16 protein-coding genes are annotated in these 15,177 nt (G+C 70.4%); 9 read left to right on the top strand and 7 right to left on the bottom strand.

Going from position 1 to position 15,177, the window contains the following annotated elements; translation table 11 throughout:
* The first annotated feature begins 68 nt into the window (after positions 1–68).
* Positions 69–1,244: a fatty acid desaturase family protein gene (locus J2S59_RS19110; RefSeq protein ID WP_068117878.1), complete on the top strand. Its 1,176-nt coding sequence runs from the start codon at positions 69–71 to the stop codon at positions 1,242–1,244.
* Positions 1,245–1,256: 12 nt separating this feature from the next.
* Here J2S59_RS19110 and J2S59_RS19105 read toward each other — a convergent pair whose 3' ends face one another.
* From J2S59_RS19105 to J2S59_RS19090, 4 genes are all read right to left on the bottom strand, one after another.
* Entirely contained in the window at positions 1,257–1,721 is a 465-nt protein-coding gene (locus J2S59_RS19105; protein WP_068117875.1) for a GNAT family N-acetyltransferase, read from the bottom strand.
* Between the two features lie 74 nt (positions 1,722–1,795).
* Complete coding sequence (locus tag J2S59_RS19100) at positions 1,796–2,422, bottom strand: TetR/AcrR family transcriptional regulator (RefSeq protein WP_068117872.1); 627 nt, start codon at positions 2,420–2,422, stop codon at positions 1,796–1,798.
* Positions 2,423–2,424: 2 nt separating this feature from the next.
* Positions 2,425–3,222 carry a glucose 1-dehydrogenase gene (locus J2S59_RS19095; RefSeq protein WP_306825403.1) on the bottom strand — a complete coding sequence of 266 codons (798 nt, stop codon included), beginning with the start codon at positions 3,220–3,222 and terminating at the stop codon, positions 2,425–2,427.
* A gap of 10 nt (positions 3,223–3,232) precedes the next feature.
* Entirely contained in the window at positions 3,233–4,300 is a 1,068-nt protein-coding gene (locus J2S59_RS19090) for an NAD(P)H-dependent amine dehydrogenase family protein (RefSeq protein WP_068125038.1), read from the bottom strand.
* Between the two features lie 69 nt (positions 4,301–4,369).
* Between J2S59_RS19090 and J2S59_RS19085 the strand changes: the two genes are divergently transcribed.
* Complete coding sequence (locus tag J2S59_RS19085) at positions 4,370–5,125, top strand: SDR family NAD(P)-dependent oxidoreductase (RefSeq protein WP_068125040.1); 756 nt, start codon at positions 4,370–4,372, stop codon at positions 5,123–5,125.
* Between the two features lie 10 nt (positions 5,126–5,135).
* Here the strand turns inward: J2S59_RS19085 and J2S59_RS19080 are convergent, their stop codons facing one another.
* The 3 genes from J2S59_RS19080 to J2S59_RS19070 all read right to left on the bottom strand — a co-directional run bounded on the left by J2S59_RS19080 (position 5,136) and on the right by J2S59_RS19070 (position 6,554).
* Positions 5,136–5,717 (bottom strand): CBS domain-containing protein, encoded by a 582-nt coding sequence (locus tag J2S59_RS19080; RefSeq protein WP_181642661.1) that lies wholly within the window; start codon positions 5,715–5,717, stop codon positions 5,136–5,138.
* A 32-nt stretch (positions 5,718–5,749) separates the two neighbouring features.
* Positions 5,750–6,172, bottom strand: coding sequence for a cyclic nucleotide-binding domain-containing protein (locus J2S59_RS19075; protein WP_068125044.1), 423 nt, complete (start codon positions 6,170–6,172; stop codon positions 5,750–5,752).
* 190 nt (positions 6,173–6,362) lie between these two features.
* The gene (locus J2S59_RS19070) at positions 6,363–6,554 is read right to left on the bottom strand and encodes a hypothetical protein (RefSeq protein WP_068125047.1); all 192 of its coding nucleotides are present in this window, start codon (positions 6,552–6,554) and stop codon (positions 6,363–6,365) included.
* Between the two features lie 35 nt (positions 6,555–6,589).
* On the opposite strand from J2S59_RS19070, the gene J2S59_RS19065 reads away from it, so the two are divergent.
* From J2S59_RS19065 to J2S59_RS19035, 7 genes are read left to right on the top strand one after another with little or no spacing between them, the layout of a single operon-like run.
* Entirely contained in the window at positions 6,590–7,939 is a 1,350-nt protein-coding gene (locus tag J2S59_RS19065; protein WP_068125048.1) for a flavin monoamine oxidase family protein, read from the top strand.
* The gene (locus J2S59_RS19060; protein ID WP_246360656.1) at positions 7,936–8,223 is read left to right on the top strand and encodes a hypothetical protein; all 288 of its coding nucleotides are present in this window, start codon (positions 7,936–7,938) and stop codon (positions 8,221–8,223) included. The genes J2S59_RS19065 and J2S59_RS19060 overlap by 4 nt, the downstream gene beginning before the upstream one ends.
* 15 nt (positions 8,224–8,238) lie before the next feature.
* Positions 8,239–8,541: a GyrI-like domain-containing protein gene (locus J2S59_RS19055; protein ID WP_246360660.1), complete on the top strand. Its 303-nt coding sequence runs from the start codon at positions 8,239–8,241 to the stop codon at positions 8,539–8,541.
* A gap of 55 nt (positions 8,542–8,596) precedes the next feature.
* Complete coding sequence (locus tag J2S59_RS19050; protein WP_306825402.1) at positions 8,597–10,042, top strand: DUF3375 domain-containing protein; 1,446 nt, start codon at positions 8,597–8,599, stop codon at positions 10,040–10,042.
* Positions 10,039–10,614, top strand: a complete 576-nt coding sequence (locus J2S59_RS19045) for a DUF4194 domain-containing protein (protein ID WP_068123896.1) — start codon at positions 10,039–10,041, stop codon at positions 10,612–10,614. Before J2S59_RS19050 ends, J2S59_RS19045 begins: the two co-directional genes overlap by 4 nt.
* The gene (locus J2S59_RS19040) at positions 10,607–14,026 is read left to right on the top strand and encodes an ATP-binding protein (protein ID WP_306825401.1); all 3,420 of its coding nucleotides are present in this window, start codon (positions 10,607–10,609) and stop codon (positions 14,024–14,026) included. Before J2S59_RS19045 ends, J2S59_RS19040 begins: the two co-directional genes overlap by 8 nt.
* On the top strand, positions 14,026–15,177 hold the full coding sequence (locus tag J2S59_RS19035) for a Wadjet anti-phage system protein JetD domain-containing protein (RefSeq protein ID WP_068121284.1): 1,152 nt from the start codon (positions 14,026–14,028) through the stop codon (positions 15,175–15,177). The genes J2S59_RS19040 and J2S59_RS19035 overlap by 1 nt, the downstream gene beginning before the upstream one ends.

Below are 15,177 nucleotides of genomic sequence, written 5' to 3'. Positions count from 1 at the left end.
GACCGTCGTGCTGAACGTCATCGTCCGTTGATGCGTCCCGTTCGGTCCCACCGGGCAGGATGGACCCCATGAGCACCACCACGGCTCCCACGAGCGCTCCCTCGGCGCCGGGCGGTCTGACCCCCGACGAGGTCGAGCTGCTCGGCCACGAGCTCGACGCGATCCGCCAGTCCGTCCTCGACGACCGCGGCGAGCGCGACGCGGCGTACATCCGTCGGCTGATCACCGTGCAGCGGGGTCTCGAGCTGGGTGGGCGCCTCACCCTCCTCGCGAGCCGTGGCCGGGCGACGTGGGTGCTGGGGACGACCGCTCTCGCGCTGGCCAAGATCCTCGACAACATGGAGATCGGTCACAACGTCCTGCACGGGCAGTGGGACTGGATGCGCGATCCCAAGATCCACTCCTCGACGTGGCAGTGGGACCACGCCTCGCCGCCGGAGCAGTGGCAGCGCGCCCACAACCAGGTGCATCACACCTACACCAACATCATCGGCAAGGACAACGACCTCGGCTACGGCATCATGCGCGTCGACGAGGCTCAGCCGTGGCGCCAGCGGCACCTCATCCAGCCGTTCTGGAACTTCGTCACCGCCTGCATCTTCGAGCAGGGCATCGCGATGTATGACCTCGACTTCGGCGAGCACATCCGCGAGAAGCGGAAGATGAGCCCGGAGAAGAAGGCCGAGGCGCTGGTGACGCTCAAGCGCGCGGTGCGCCAGGCGTCGAAGGACTACGTCGCGTGGCCCCTGCTCTCGGGTCGGCGCTGGCGCCGGACGGCCGGGGCCAACCTCACCGCCAACCTGGTGCGCAACCTGTGGAGCCACTCGATCATCATGTGCGGCCACTTCCCCGAGGGCGTCGAGGCCTTCGAGCTCGACCAGCTCGACGAGGAGGAGACCCGGGGGCAGTGGTACGTCCGGCAGATGCTCGGCTCGGCCAACATCTCCGGTCCGCCGCTCCTGCACCTGCTCGCCGGCAACCTCTCGCACCAGATCGAGCACCACATCTTCCCGGACCTGCCGAGCAACAGGTACGCCGAGATCGCCCCGCGCGTGCGGGAGGTGTTCGACAAGTTCGGGCTGAACTACTGCTCGCGCCCGCTGGTCCAGCAGGTCGGCAGCGCGTGGCACAAGGTCGTCCGGCTCTCGCTGCCCAACGGGTGGCTCGCCGAGACCAACCGGCGCAACCTGGGCTCGCAGCTGCGCAAGCTCGCGCGGCCGGCGCCGGCGCTCAGCCCCGCCTGAGCGCCCGCTCCGCTAGAGCTCCTGGATGTAGCAGAGCATCCGGTAGTCCTTGCCGGGCTCGACGTTGACGAACCCGTGCCGCTCGTAGAACCGGCGGGTGTCGGTGTCGATCTCGTCGACATTGATGTGCATCTCCACCGCTCCGCGTGCCCGGACCTCCGTCAGCGCCGCCTGCAGCAGGACGGTGCCGATGCCCTGGTCCCGCAACGGCGGTCGCACGTAGAGCTCCTCGAGCTGCGCCAGCGGACCATCGCCGTACGGCGTGGGGCGGAGCGTGAGGTAGGCGAAGCCGGTCGGCTCCGCGCCGCCGCTGAGCAGGACCAGCACGTTGTCGCGCTCGAGGAGCACCGCGAAGCGGCGCCCGAACTCCGCCGCCGACGGCGACGGGGTCTCGAACTCGTGGTTGAAGTCGAACAGCAACTGACCCACGAGGTCGGCGTCGGTGGGAGTCGCGGTGCGGATGGTGCGGTCGCTCATGGCGCATTCTCACGCGATGCGGGCACGATTTGCGACATCTCGCACCGTTTGCGCCGGCGAACTCGTGCGAGATGTCACAAGTCGGGGTCGCCCTCGTCGAGGGCCCCGTCCGAGCACAGACCCGTGACCAGCAGCGCCTGGCGGCACAGCTCGTGCAGGGTCAACGAGTCGTCGGTGGTCAGCCAGTGCTCGAAGGCCTGCTCCGATGCGGCCGCCGCCACCGCGACGTACACCCCGGGCGTGAGGTCGCGCGCCGGGTCGAGGCCCATGCGCCCTGCAATCAGCTCGGTGAGCTCGCGCCGCTCGGCCGCGCTCAGCACGCTGACGCGCTGCAGCTGGTCGGGTGCCTTGGCGATCGCGCGCCGCCAGGTCTGCACCACGCGGCCCGCGCCAGCGAACTCCGCCGTACGCCCGAGGATGGCGTGCGCGAGCGCGTCGAACGGCGCCTCGTCGTCCGGCCGCTCGCGCAGGTGGCGTACGACGTGGTGGGTGTCGAGCTGGGCGGCACCGACGAGCAGGTGCTCCTTGCTGGGGGAGTGCCGGAAGAGCGTGCTCAGCGAGACCCCGGCGGCCGAGGCGATCTGCTCCATCGTCACCGACTCGTAGCCGTGCTCGGCGAACAGCTCCAGCGCCGCCTCCTGGACCTGCGCCCGGGTCGCCTGCCGCTGACGCTCGCGCAGGGTGGGCTTCGGGTCGGCCACGGTCAGCCGCCGAGTGGTGGCACGGGTACGTCGATGGACGGGCGCTCGGTGCCGCCGTCGACCTGGAAGATCTTGCCGGTGACCCAGGACGACGCGGCGCTGGTGAGATAGAGCGCCGCGCAGGCGATGTCCTCCGGCTGCCCCGCCCGGCGCATCGGGGTGTTCGCCTCGAACTGCGCGCGCAGGGCGTCGTCGGTGAGCACCACCTCGAGGCCCTTCGTCGCGACGCCGCCCACGCTGATCGCGTTGATCCGCACGGCGGGAGCGAACTCGACGGCCAGGTTCTGGGTGAGCCGGTTGAGAGCCGCCTTGCCCGCGCCGTACGCCGCCATGCCGCTCATCGTCATGTCGGCCGAGCGCGAGGAGATGTTGAGGATCGCCCCGCCGCCGGCTGTGCGCACCATCAACTGCGCGGCGGCCGTGCTCATGAGGAACGGCACGGTCGCGTTGAACTTCATGGCCGTGTCGAAGTACCGCTCGCTGGTCGCGATCGCCGGCCGCGGCCCCGTGCCACCGGCGTTGTTGACCAGTACGTCGAGCCGGCCGAACGCCTCGATCGTGGCCTCGAAGAGCCGGGCCCGGTCGGCCTCCTCCATCACGTCCGCGCGTACGGCGAGCCCCCGGCGCCCGGTCGCCTCGATCGCGGCGACGACCGGCTCCAGGTCCGCGGCGGTCCGGGCCGCGACCACGACGTCGGCACCCGCCTCGGCCAACCCGATCGCGATGCCGCGCCCGATGCCCTGGCTCGCGCCCGTGACGATCGCGACCTGGCCGGTGAGGCGGAAGTTGTCGAGGATCATCTGCTCGGGCTCAACCTCGTGCGGTGCTGAGGTCGGGGGCGGCCTTGCCGGTGAAGAACGGCAGGTCGAGGTAGGTCTTGATGCCCGGCTCGGCGGCGCAGACGGCCGGGATCGCGTTGACGCAGTGGTTGGCCGTCGAGACGACGCCGGGGTTGCGCTCCAGACCGGCGGCGATGCTCTCGGGCTGCAGGCCGCGGATGATCGCGGTGACAGACGGGTCGCCGACGACCTCGACCTCGAACCGCTCGCCCTCCTCACCGAGGGTCCAGTCCGGGTCGAAGCCCTCCTCGCCCATCAGCCAGTTGACCCGTGCCGACACGACCGGCGCGCCGTCGACGGTGGCCTCCCAGCGGAACCGACGCGCCGCGACCTGACCGGGCTCGATCACGCCGATGGGGGAGTCGATCGGGCGGACGGCGACCGCGACCTCCTCGGTGGTGGAGGTGCGGGCATCGGTGCCGAAGCCCATGGCGTCGACGACCATCCGCAGCGACTGCTTGAACCCCGCGCCGAGCAGGGACGCCATGGGCGAGGCCATCGCCTGCTCCGGGGTGAGGCCGAAGCCCATGATGTCGCGGACGACGTCGGGCGCGCCGTACGTGCGGATGTCGGAGAACTCCTCGGCGCGCACGAAGCGGGCACCGGCGACCCAGCCGGACAGCAGCAGCGGCAGGCGCTCGGTGATGCCGCCGGGGTGGATACCCGTGCCGTGCAGCGTGGCGTCGCCGCGCTCGCACGCCTCGAGCAGCGTGCCGAGCCGGCTCTGGTCGGGGTAGACCCAACCGGTGGGCGTCACGACGTTCTTGCCCGACGCGAGGAGCGCCGCGACCTCCTCGGCGTTGGGCATCAACGGGGCGTAGACGACGCAGTCGGCGTCCAGCGCGAGGATCGCGTCGACGTCGTTGGTCGCGGTCACGCCGATCGCCGCGCCGCCCAGGATCTCGCCGACGTCACGCCCGGACTTCTCGGCGCTGTGGACCCAGCAGCCGACGAGCTCGAGGTCGGGGTGCTGGCGCACGCAGTCGATGGCAGCGCGGCCCACGCCGCCGGTGGCCCACTGGACAACACGGATCGTCATGTCTGATAGTCCATGTCAATCTGACAGTGACTGTCAATAGCCCGCCCGGCGGGCCGAGGGAGGCGTGCGATGGGTGTGCTCGACGAGAAGGTCGCGATCGTGACCGGCGCCGCTCGTGGGGTCGGGGAGGGTATCGCCACCGCGCTGGCCAAGGAGGGCGCCCGGGTCGCCGTCGTCGACCGCGACGCGATCACCGCCGAGGAGACCGCCGCCCGACTGCGCGGTTGGGGCGCCGAGGCGCACTACTTTCACTGCGACATCCGGGTGACGGCTGAGGTCGACGCGTGCGTGGCGCAGGTCGTCGAACGCTGGGGGACCGTCGACATCCTGGTCAACAACGCCGTCGCCACCAGCGCCGGGATGGCGGTGCAGGACATCACCGACGAGGACTTCGACCTGGTCTGGCAGACCGGACCCCGCGCCACCTTGGCGTTCATGCGGGCCTGCTACCCGCACCTGCGCGGTGGCGGCCGGGTGGTGAACCTCCGGTCCGGCTCGGAGTTCCAGACGTTGTTCGGCTACGGGCACTACATCGCGGCGAAGTCGGCGATCGGCGGGCTCACGCGCGCCGCGGCGCGGGAGTGGGGTCGCGACGGGATCACCGTCAACGCCGTCTGTCCGTTCGTCCTCAGCCCGGCGTCCGAGGCGTTCTTCGCCGACAAGCCCCAGCAGCTCGAACGCATCATCAGCGGGTTCTCGATCCCGCGCACCGGGGACGCCGAGGCCGACGTCGGCCGCGCGGTGGTCTATCTGGTCGGCCCCGACGCCGGCTACGTCACCGGCATGACGCTCAGCGTCGACGGGGGAGCGGTCTTCACGGCCTGACCAGATGCGTTCAGGCGTCCTCGACGACGCGTACGCCGACCACGCCCGGGACCGACCGAGCGAGCGCGGTCGCCAGCGTGCGCTCGGGCGCGCTCGGCGGACCGCTGATCTCGGCCACCCCGTGGTCGACGGTGACGTCCCAGTCGCCACGCCCCGCGGCGGTGAAGAGGTCAGCGACCTCCTGCTCGAGCACGTCGTCGTCGCGTGCGAGCACCCGCACGACGTCACGTCGGCTGAGGACACCGACGACGCGGTCGTCGTCATCGACGACCGGCAGGCACTTCATGCCCTTGGTGAGGACGAGATCGATGGCCTCGGTCAGGTCGCTGTCGGGCTTCACCGTCACCGCCGGCGAGCTCATCACGTCCTCGACGAAGGTGAACGGGGGTGGCGGGTCCTCGATCGTGCGCATCACGTGCAGCCGCGGATCCGGGCTGATGAGGTCGCGCAGCAGGTCCGCCTCGCTGACCACGCCGCGGATGCGGTGGTCCTCGTCGACCACCGGGAGCGAGGTGATGTCGTTCTCGTCCAACAGCTGCAGTGCCGCCTTCACCGACCGGGCAGCGCGCGTCGTGACCGGGTCGGGCGTCATCAGTTCATGGACCAGCACGGTTCCCCCTCGGGTCAGGCGACGGGTGCCTCGTAGGTCCGCAGCCGCTCGGCGAGGCCGATGGCGATCTGGCGGGTCACGCTCGGGTGGGAGTCGAGCAGCGTGGAGAAGCTGCGCGGGTCGAGCACCAGGAGCTCCATGGCGGTCTTCGCCGTCACGGTGGCCGAGCGCCGGCTCGTGCGGTCGAGCAGACTCATCTCGCCGATCATCTCGCCCTCGCCGACGGTGGCCACGACGCGTCCGTCGACCACGACGTCGGCCTCGCCGGACACCACCACGAACGCCTGCGTGCCGACGTCGCCCTGCGTGGTCAGCCCGTGGCCGGCCTCCACCGAAGCCTCGTCGAGGAGCGCCTCGATCTGCTTGAGCTCCTTGGGCGAGCAGGCGCGGAACAACGGCAGCGACGCGAGCAGGTCGCGCTTGGACGTACGAGCCATGGCAGTTCTCCTGACGGCGAGGGGACAACCGGGTCGGTCGGTGCGGGGCGCGGCCCCATGACTCATGTGTACCCCAACTGACCAGCCGGCGGCAGCCGAAGCGCACGTCGATGCCGCGCCCGGGGTAGCGCGGGGACCTGCGTGATCGGGGTGGGTCTGGTGCATCGGCTGCATTGAACCCACCCCGTTGTCATGTCGGAGTGCCTCCGTCACGGTGCTCGCGCAGCATCCGGACCGCCTTCGGTCCGACGCCGTGCAACGGGAGCAGCTCGTCCAGGTCCGCCGGCAGGTCGGCGATGGACCGGTAGCCCGCGTCTATCAGTGCACCGGTCGCCGGCCGTCCGATGCGGATGCCGTCGAAGAGTGGGCCGCGGTCCTCCATGGCAGGCAACCTAGCGTCGCACTAGCCTGACCGCCATGCTGAAAGCCGTCGTGGTCGGTGCCGGGCTGGCCGGACTCGCCGCCGCGCGGCAGCTCGTTGCCGACGGTCACGAGGTCGTCGTGCTCGAGGCGCGCCACCGGGTCGGCGGGCGGGTCGAGGGGATGACGCTCGAGGACGGTACGCCGCTCGAGCTCGGCGGTCAGTGGATCGGCGAGGGTCACGACCGCATGCGGGCGCTGGTGGCGGAGCTGGGGCTGACGACGTTCCGGACCTACAACGACGAGGGACGCCTCACCCTCGAGCTGCTGGGCAGGCGGACCACGATGGCCGCGCACAAGGGCGCCGTACCCACGCTGTCGCCGTTCGCGCTGGCCGACCTCGCCCAGGGGTTGAGGCGCTTCGAGCGCCTGGCACGGCGTACGGATCTCGAGCGCCCGTGGGCGACACCGGACGCCGCGCGACTGGACGGCCAGACCTTCGAGACCTGGGTACGGCGCAACCTGCGCACCCGGGCGGGGCGGGCGTACTTCCGCATCGCGTGTGAGGCCGTCTGGGCCACCGAGACCGCCGACGTCTCCTTGTTGCACGCGCTCTTCTACGCCCACTCCAACGCCGATCTCGAGACCCTGCTCGCCGTCGACCGTGGCGCCCAGCAGGACCGGGTGGTCGGTGGGAGCGTGCGGATCGCCGAGGCGATGGCGGCCGAACTGGGGGAGCGGGTCGTGCTCGGGAGTCCGGTACGCCGCATCGTCCAGACCGCCGACGGGGTGCGGGTCGAGACACGTGCCGGCGAGGTGCACGCCGCCGACCACGTGATCGTCACCCTCCCGCCCACGCTCGCGGGCCGCCTGGAGTACGACCCGGTGCTGCCGTCGTGGCGCGACCAGCTGACCCAGCGGGTGCCCGCCGGCTCGGTGATCAAGGCTTTCGCGGTCTATCCCGAGCCGTTCTGGCGTGCGCGCGGGCTCAACGGCCAGGTCGCCTCCGACGTCGGACCGGTCAAGGTCGTCTTCGACAACTCACCGCCGACGCCGGGCCCGGGCGTGCTGATGGGGTTCTTCGAGGGTGCCGCGGCGCGCACCTGGGCCCGGCGTACGCCGGACGAGCGGCGCGCCGCCCTGGTCGCGTGCCTCGTCCGCTCCTTCGGCCCGGATGCCGCTGAGCCGGTGGGCTACTACGAGCGCGACTGGATGGCCGAGGAGTTCACCCGCGGTTGCTACGGCGCCCACTTCGGGCCCGGCGTCTGGACGGCGTACGGCGAGGCCCTGCGCGCCCCGATCGGACGCATCCACTGGGCCGGCGCGGAGTGCGCACCGCGGTGGAACGGCTACATGGAAGGTGCGGTGCGCTCGGGCGAGGACGTGGCGCGCGAGGTGGGCCGGTGAGCCCCAAGGTCGACTTCAAGAAGTCTCTCGACAGCTACCAGGCGAAGGCAGGCGAGCTGCGCTTCGTCGAGGTGCCGGAGCTGCAGTACCTCATGATCGACGGCGAGGGCGACCCCAACACCGCGCCGGCGTTCACCGAGGCGGTCGAGACGCTCTACCCGGTGGCGTACGCATTGAAGTTCCACAGCAAAAGAGAGCTCGAGAAGGACTACATCGTCCCGCCGCTGGAGGGATTGTGGACCGTGCCCGACGGCGCGGAGACCGACAAGGCGCGCTGGACCTAGACGCTGCTGCTGATAGTGCCGGATTGGCTCGACGACCAGGCGTACGCCGCCGCGGTCGCCCGGGTGGCCGCGAAGGGCAGGGCGCCGCGGCTCCCCGACCTCCGGTTCGCGCCGTTGGCCGAGGGCCGCTGCCTGCAGACCCTGCACCTGGGACCGTTCGACGACGAGGCGCCCCTGATCGCGCGGATGCACGACCACATCGCGGAGACCGGGCACTCCCTCGGAGGGCGCCACCACGAGATCTACCTCAGCGACCTGCGGCGTACGGCGCCGGAGAAGCTGCGCACGATCCTGCGCCAACCGGTCGACCTGTCCTGACCGGGCGCCGTCGGCGGCACCACCTACCCTGTGGCGGGACGAGGAGCGAGGTGCAATGGAGTACGGCGAGATCGAGTCGCTGCGCGAACGGCAGGCCGCATGGCGACTCCTGCGCGCAGGCAACGTCAGCCTGGTCTTGTCCTTCCTCGGAGAATTCTTCGTCGAGGCCAACCGTGGTGCGACCCCCGCCTCTGAGGTGGTGGCGGCGCTTGACGACCACCTCTATGTCGTCAACGCGGCCGTGAGCGACCGCGAGGCGGACCCTCGCTTCCCGAAGTCGCCGCGTGCCTACCTCGACGACTGGGCGGCGACCGACGCCGGCTACCTCCGCCGGTTCTATCCGGCCGGCGACGAGGAAGTGCACTACGAGGTCACCGCTGCCCTGGAGAAGGCCTACTCGTGGGTGACGACGCTGCGCGGCCGGTCCTTCGTCGGCACGGAGTCGCGCTTGCACACCGTCGTGGAGTTGTTGCGCCAGATCGTGCACGGCACCGATGACGATCCGCGAGCCCGGCTGGTCGAGCTGCGCCGGCGCCGTGACGAGATCGACGCGCAGATCCTCGCCGTGGAAGCTGGCGAGGTGCCGGTGCTGGACGCGACCGGCGTACGCGACCGCTATCAGCAGTTCGCCGCCACGGCTCGGGACCTGCTCGCGGACTTCCGGGAGGTGGAGGAGAACTTCCGCCTGCTCGATCGCGCTGCACGCGAGAAGATCGCCGGCTGGGACGGTTCGAAGGGGGAGCTGCTCGCCGACCTCGTCGGTTCCCGCTCCGACATCGCTGGCTCCGACCAGGGCCGCAGCTTCCAGGCGTTCTATGACTTCCTCCTCTCCGACTCCCGGCAGGAGGAGCTGTCGGTGTTGCTGGGCAAGGTCGCCGGGCTGGACGAGATCGACGCCGACGTGCGGCTGCGCACCATCCACCATGACTGGTCGGAGGCCGCCGAGCGGGCTCAGCGCACCGTGCGCCAGATCTCCGAGCAGCTGCGTCGGTTCCTCGACGACCAGGTGTGGTTGGAGAACCGGCGTGTGCTCGAACTCGTCCGCGCGGTCGAGACAGCGGCCCTGGCGGTGCGGCCGGCGCCACCCGACTTCGGCATGCACGTCGACCAGCCCGGCATCGACATCGTGCTGCCGTTCGAGCGTCCCCTCTACGATCCGCCTGCCGCGGCGGAGGTGCGCAGCACGATGCCCGAGCTCGGCGACGAGGACCTCGCAGCCGACCTGCTGTTCGCCCAGTCCTTCGTCGACGCCGCCCGCCTGGCGGCCAACATCCGCGCCGTCGTCCCTGAGCGGGCGACCGCTCTGCTCTCCGACATCATCGCGATGTATCCCGTCGAGCAGGGGGCGGCCGAGATCGTCGGCTACCTGGCGCTCACCGACGCCGATCTGTCCGTGGAAATGGACGAGTCCGAGGAGACTCTGGTGGAGTACGCTGATCCCAACGACCCGGCCATCCGCCGGCGGGCCCGCCTCCCGAAGGTGACGGTGAGCCGTCGATGAACGACGAGCACGCCCTGGGCGCGGCGATCATCCGATTGATGCAGGGGGTGGTCTATCGCGAGCACGACGAGTCGACGTGGCAAACCCTGCAGCGCTCGGGCGCCGGCGTCCGCGACCACTTCGCCACCATCGGGGTCGAGCTCGTCATCGACGAGATCGAGGGCTACGCCTATCTCAAGTCCCGTCCCGAGATCGAGGGTGAGGACACGCTGCCACGATTGGTCCGTCGCCGTGCGCTGACCTACAACGTCAGCCTGCTCCTGGTGCTGTTGCGCAAACGGCTGTTGGAGTTCGAGACGTCGGGAACCGAGGGCCGATTGGTGCTGTCCCGCGAGGAGATCGTCGAGCTGCTGCGCACCTTCCAGCCCGACTCGTCCAACGAGGCCAGGACCGTCGATCAAGCCGATCGGACGATAGCCAAGACCGTAGAGCTCGGCTTCCTCGGCGCGGTGCGCGGAGCACGGGATCAGTGGGAGGTGCGCCGGATCCTCAAGGCCTACGTCGATGCGCAGACCCTGGCAGACTTCGCCGGCAAGCTACGCGAGTACGCCGGGGAGGTCGCCGATGAGTGAGGGCCTGTTCTCCGCCGTCGAGCTCGCCGACGCCAGCCGCGCCGGCTACCGGCTGCATCACCTCGAAGTCTTCAACTGGGGCACATTCGATCAACGCGTCTGGCGGTTCACCGCCGACGGAGACACCGCGCTGCTGACCGGCGACATCGGCTCCGGCAAGTCCACGCTGGTGGACGCGGTGACGACGCTGCTGATGCCCTCGCACCGCATCTCTTACAACAAGGCGGCCGGAGCGGAGTCGAAGGAACGCACCCTGCGCTCCTACGTCGAGGGTCACTACAAGTCCGAACGCCTGGAGTCCTCGGGCGTCTCGCGCGCGATCGGCTTGCGCCAGGACGGTGCGACGTACTCCGTCATCCTGGGCGTCTTCACCAACGGCGGGTACGACGAGACGATCACGCTGGCGCAGGTCTTCCAACAGCGGGAGCGCGCCGGCCAGCCCTACCGCTTCTATGTCACCGCGCCCAAGGCACTCGAGATCGCCGGTGACTTCGCCGACTTCGGCACCGACCTGCGCGACCTGCGGCGGCGGCTGCGCGCCGGCGGGGCCGAGGTGTTCGACGACTTCCCGAAGTACTCCACCGCGCTGCGTCGCCTGCTCGGGATCCGTTCCGAGCAGGCGTTGGAGTTGTTCCACCAGACGGTCTCGATGAAGTCGGTCGGCAACCTCAACGAGTTCGTGCGCGACCACATGTTGGAGCCGGCCGACGCGACCGGGCGGGTACGCGACATCATCGCGCACTTCGACGACCTCACCCGCGCCCACGACGCCGTCAAGCGGGCACGCGAGCAACTCGAGGCGCTGACGCCGATCGTCGCCCTGGCCGACCGCTACGACGAGACCTGGGACGAGCGCGCCAAGACCGAGCGTCAGCGCGACGCCGTACGCCAGTTCGTCGCCGAGCTGCGCCTCGAGCTGCTCACCGCCGAGATCGAGGCGCTGAAGGAGGAGACCGACCGCCTTCAGGTCGAGCAGGACGACGCCCGTCGCAGCCAGGCGGCGCTGTCGCACGAGCGTGACGCACTGATCGCCGAACGCGCGCAGGCGGGCGGCGACCGGATCAGCGAGCTGGAGCGGGTGGCGCGCGAGGCGCGGGCGCTCGCCGAGGAGCGCCAGGTCCGGCGGGTCGACTTCGATCAGGCAGTGACCGCAGCCGGACAGGCGCCGATCGACAACGCGGCCGGATTCACCGCACTGCGCACGACCGTGGCCTCCGCCCGACCCGACCTGGCCGAGGTCAAACGCACCCTGGACGCGGAGTACGCCGAGCAGCTCGGGCGCGCTCGTGACCTGCAGACACGTGCCGCCGGCATCGAGCAGGAGCTCGAGAGTCTGCGGCAACGCACCGACAACCTCCCTCCGGAGTACGTCGAGCTGCGGGCTGCGCTCTGTGCCGACCTCGGCCTGTCGACGGCGGAGCTGCCCTACGCCGGCGAGATGCTCGACGTCGCCGACGAGCACGCGGCGTGGCGCGGCGCCGCCGAGCGCGTGCTGCGTGGGTTCGCGCTGTCGTTGCTCGTGCCGCAGGAGCACTACGACGCGGTGAGCGCGTGGGTGGACGGGCGACGGCTGCAGGTGCGTGGGTCCCACGGGCGCCTGGTCGGCGCCCGCCTGACCTACGAACGGGTGGCGGCGCGGCGGGTGCCGCTGCAGCGAGACCACCACGAGGGGTTGGTGCTGGCCGATTGTCTGGAGGTCAAGGACGGTCCGTTCGCCGACTACCTGCGCGCCGAGCTGATCAAGCGCGCCGACCACCGGTGTGCCGTCGACCTCGCCGAGTTCCGTGCCCACCGACGTGCGGTGACCCTCCACGGACAGGTCCGCTCCGGAGAGCGGCACGTGAAGGACGATCGTCATCCGGTCGACGACCCGCGTCGCTGGGTCCTGGGATGGGCCAACGAACGCAAGGTCACTGCCTTGCAGGACGAGCTCGTGCAGGTCGCCGAGCAGCGCGCGGTTGTCGACGAGGACGTGGCGCGGGTCCAGGACCGGCGCGACGAGGTGCAGCGACGCGGCGATGCCTTCGCCCGGCTCGACGCCTACCGCTCGTGGTCCGACGTCGACGTCGCTTCGGCGCACAGCCGCGCGGCGACCGCCGACGCCGAGCGCGCCCGGCTCACGGCCGGCTCCGACCGGTTGCAGGAGATCGCCGAGGCGTTGCAAGCCAACGAAGACGCCACGAAGGAGGTCGGAGACACCCTCGAGCGCCTGACCGGCGCGTTGGCGCGGTGGCAGGCTGAGCGGCAACGCAAGGCGGGCGAGCGCGACCGCGACCAGCAGGAGGTCGGTTCCCGGCCGGAGACAGAGCGCGATGCCGCCCGGTCGGCGTACCCCGCGCTCCGCGAGCGTCTCGGTCGGGCGGTCCCGACGCGGTCCGAGGATTGTGGGCAGGCTGCGGATCGGCTGAGCGAGGAGCTGCACCGACGGGTCGAACGCCTCGGCGGTGAGCTCAACGGTCTGGCGCTCAACCTCACCAAGCTCATGAACGACATCGTGCGGCGTTGGCCGGAGGCGGGGGTTGACATGGACGCCAGCGTGGAGGCGCGTTCCGACTTCCGGACGTTCCACGAACGGGTCGCGACCGATGACCTGCCGCGTTTCGAGCAGGAGTTCAAGCGGCAACTCAACACCAACACGATCCGCGAGCTGGCGCAGTTCAGCAACTGGCTGCGCCGGCAGGCCGAGGAGATCGACGTCCGCGTCGGACGGATCAACGACGCACTGGGAGCCATCCCCTACAACCCTGGTCGCTACATCCGCCTCGAGAAGCAGCCGACCCCCAACCAGGACGTCGCCGCCTTCCGCGCCGAGCTGCGTGCCGCCACCGACGACACGCTCGTCGGGGACGACGACCAGTACTCCGAGCAGCGGTTCCTGGACGTCAAACGGATCATCGACCGGTTCCGCGGACGGGAGGGCTACTCCGACGCCGATCGAGCGTGGACCCGGCGGGTGACCGACGTCCGCAACTGGTTCGTCTTCTCCGCCTCCGAGCGCGACCTCGAGTCCGACGAGGAGTGGGAGCACTACTCCGACTCCGACGGCAAGTCGGGCGGGCAGAAGGAGAAGCTCGCCTACACGATCCTCGCGGCATCGCTGGCCTACCAGTTCGGTCTCGAGTGGGGCGCGCGGACCTCGCGCGACTTCCGGTTCGCCGTCATCGACGAGGCATTCGGGCGCGGGTCGGACGTCTCGACCCGCTACGCACTCGAGCTCTTCGCCAAGCTCGGCCTGCAGCTGCTGATCGTGACGCCGTTGCAGAAGGTGCACGTGATCGAGCCCTACGTCCGCTCGATCGGTTATGTCGACAATCCCGGCGGCACCGCTTCGCGATTGCAGACGATGACCATCGAGGAATACCACGCTCGCCGCGATCGGCACCGCGCCGCTCCGGGCGCCCCGACCCGCTGATGGCGCACCCGTGGACCCGTCCCGCTGACATCGCGGCCAAGGTACGCCGGCGTTGGGACGACGGGTCGCTGTTGCGTGCCTTCGGTGCCGGGGAGGAGTTCGGAGTCCTCGAGGTCCCCGTGCGAGGACCACGACCGGGCGACATCGGCGACGATCTGGACGCCGTGCGTGCGTGGATCGCTGAGCTCGACGATGGTCGACGCGGCGACAGTCGCTACGGGCTCGTGTGGGGTGACATCGGTGGTCGCCACATCGGACGCAACCGGATCCCGACGCGAGCGGTGCTGCAGACCTACGACCAGGCATGGGCGCTGCTCGGTGTGCGCGCCGACGTCGAGCGGTTCACTGCGATGCTCGCAGAGGCCGAGAGTGCCGGCGCGTTGCACGCGTGGGTTCTGCGTCATCCGGTGCGCGCCCTCGCCGTCGCCGACGTCTGGCCCGGGTTGGTGGCGGCCTACTCCTGGCTGGACGAGCATCGCGGATCCGGCCGCCACCTGAGAGAGATCAGCGCGCCCGGCGTCGACACAAAGTTCGCCGAGCGGCACCGAGCGGTGCTGGCCTCGATGCTGGAGGTCGGTGGCAGTGCTCGCGCGTTCGTCGCCGACCTGGGACTGCGGAGCAAGGCGGAGTTCGTGCGTTTGCGGGCCGGGGCCGACGTCGGGTTGCCTGCGTCGCTCAGCGAGGTCGCGGTCCGGGTCGACGAGCTCGCCCGCTGGGGCCTGCGGCCGCAGTCGGCATTGATCGTGGAGAACGAGATCACCTACCTCAGCGTGCCCGTGCCCGAACGCGGCATGGTGCTGTGGGGCAAGGGCTTCGAGGTCGACCGGATCGGACGATTGCCCTGGCTGGCCGGGGTCCCGGTGGCCTACTGGGGAGATCTCGACACCCACGGCTTCGCGATCCTCGATCGGTTGCGCGCCTGGCTGCCGCACGCCGAGTCGGTGCTGATGGATCGCGAGACCCTGCTGGGTCATCGCGACCGCTGGGGCAGGGAGGCCAGCCCCGCCCGCTCCCAGCTCACTCGGCTGACGAGCGCTGAGCGCGACCTCTATGAGGACCTCGTGACCGATCGTCACGGCGAGCAGGTGCGACTGGAGCAGGAGCGCATCGACTGGAAGTGGGCGCTCGCGCGGATGGGACAGCTACGGTGA

This window comes from Nocardioides massiliensis, assembly GCF_030811215.1.
In the GTDB taxonomy this organism is placed as follows: domain Bacteria; phylum Actinomycetota; class Actinomycetes; order Propionibacteriales; family Nocardioidaceae; genus Nocardioides_A; species Nocardioides_A massiliensis.
This window is presented reverse-complemented; position numbering and strand designations above follow the sequence as displayed.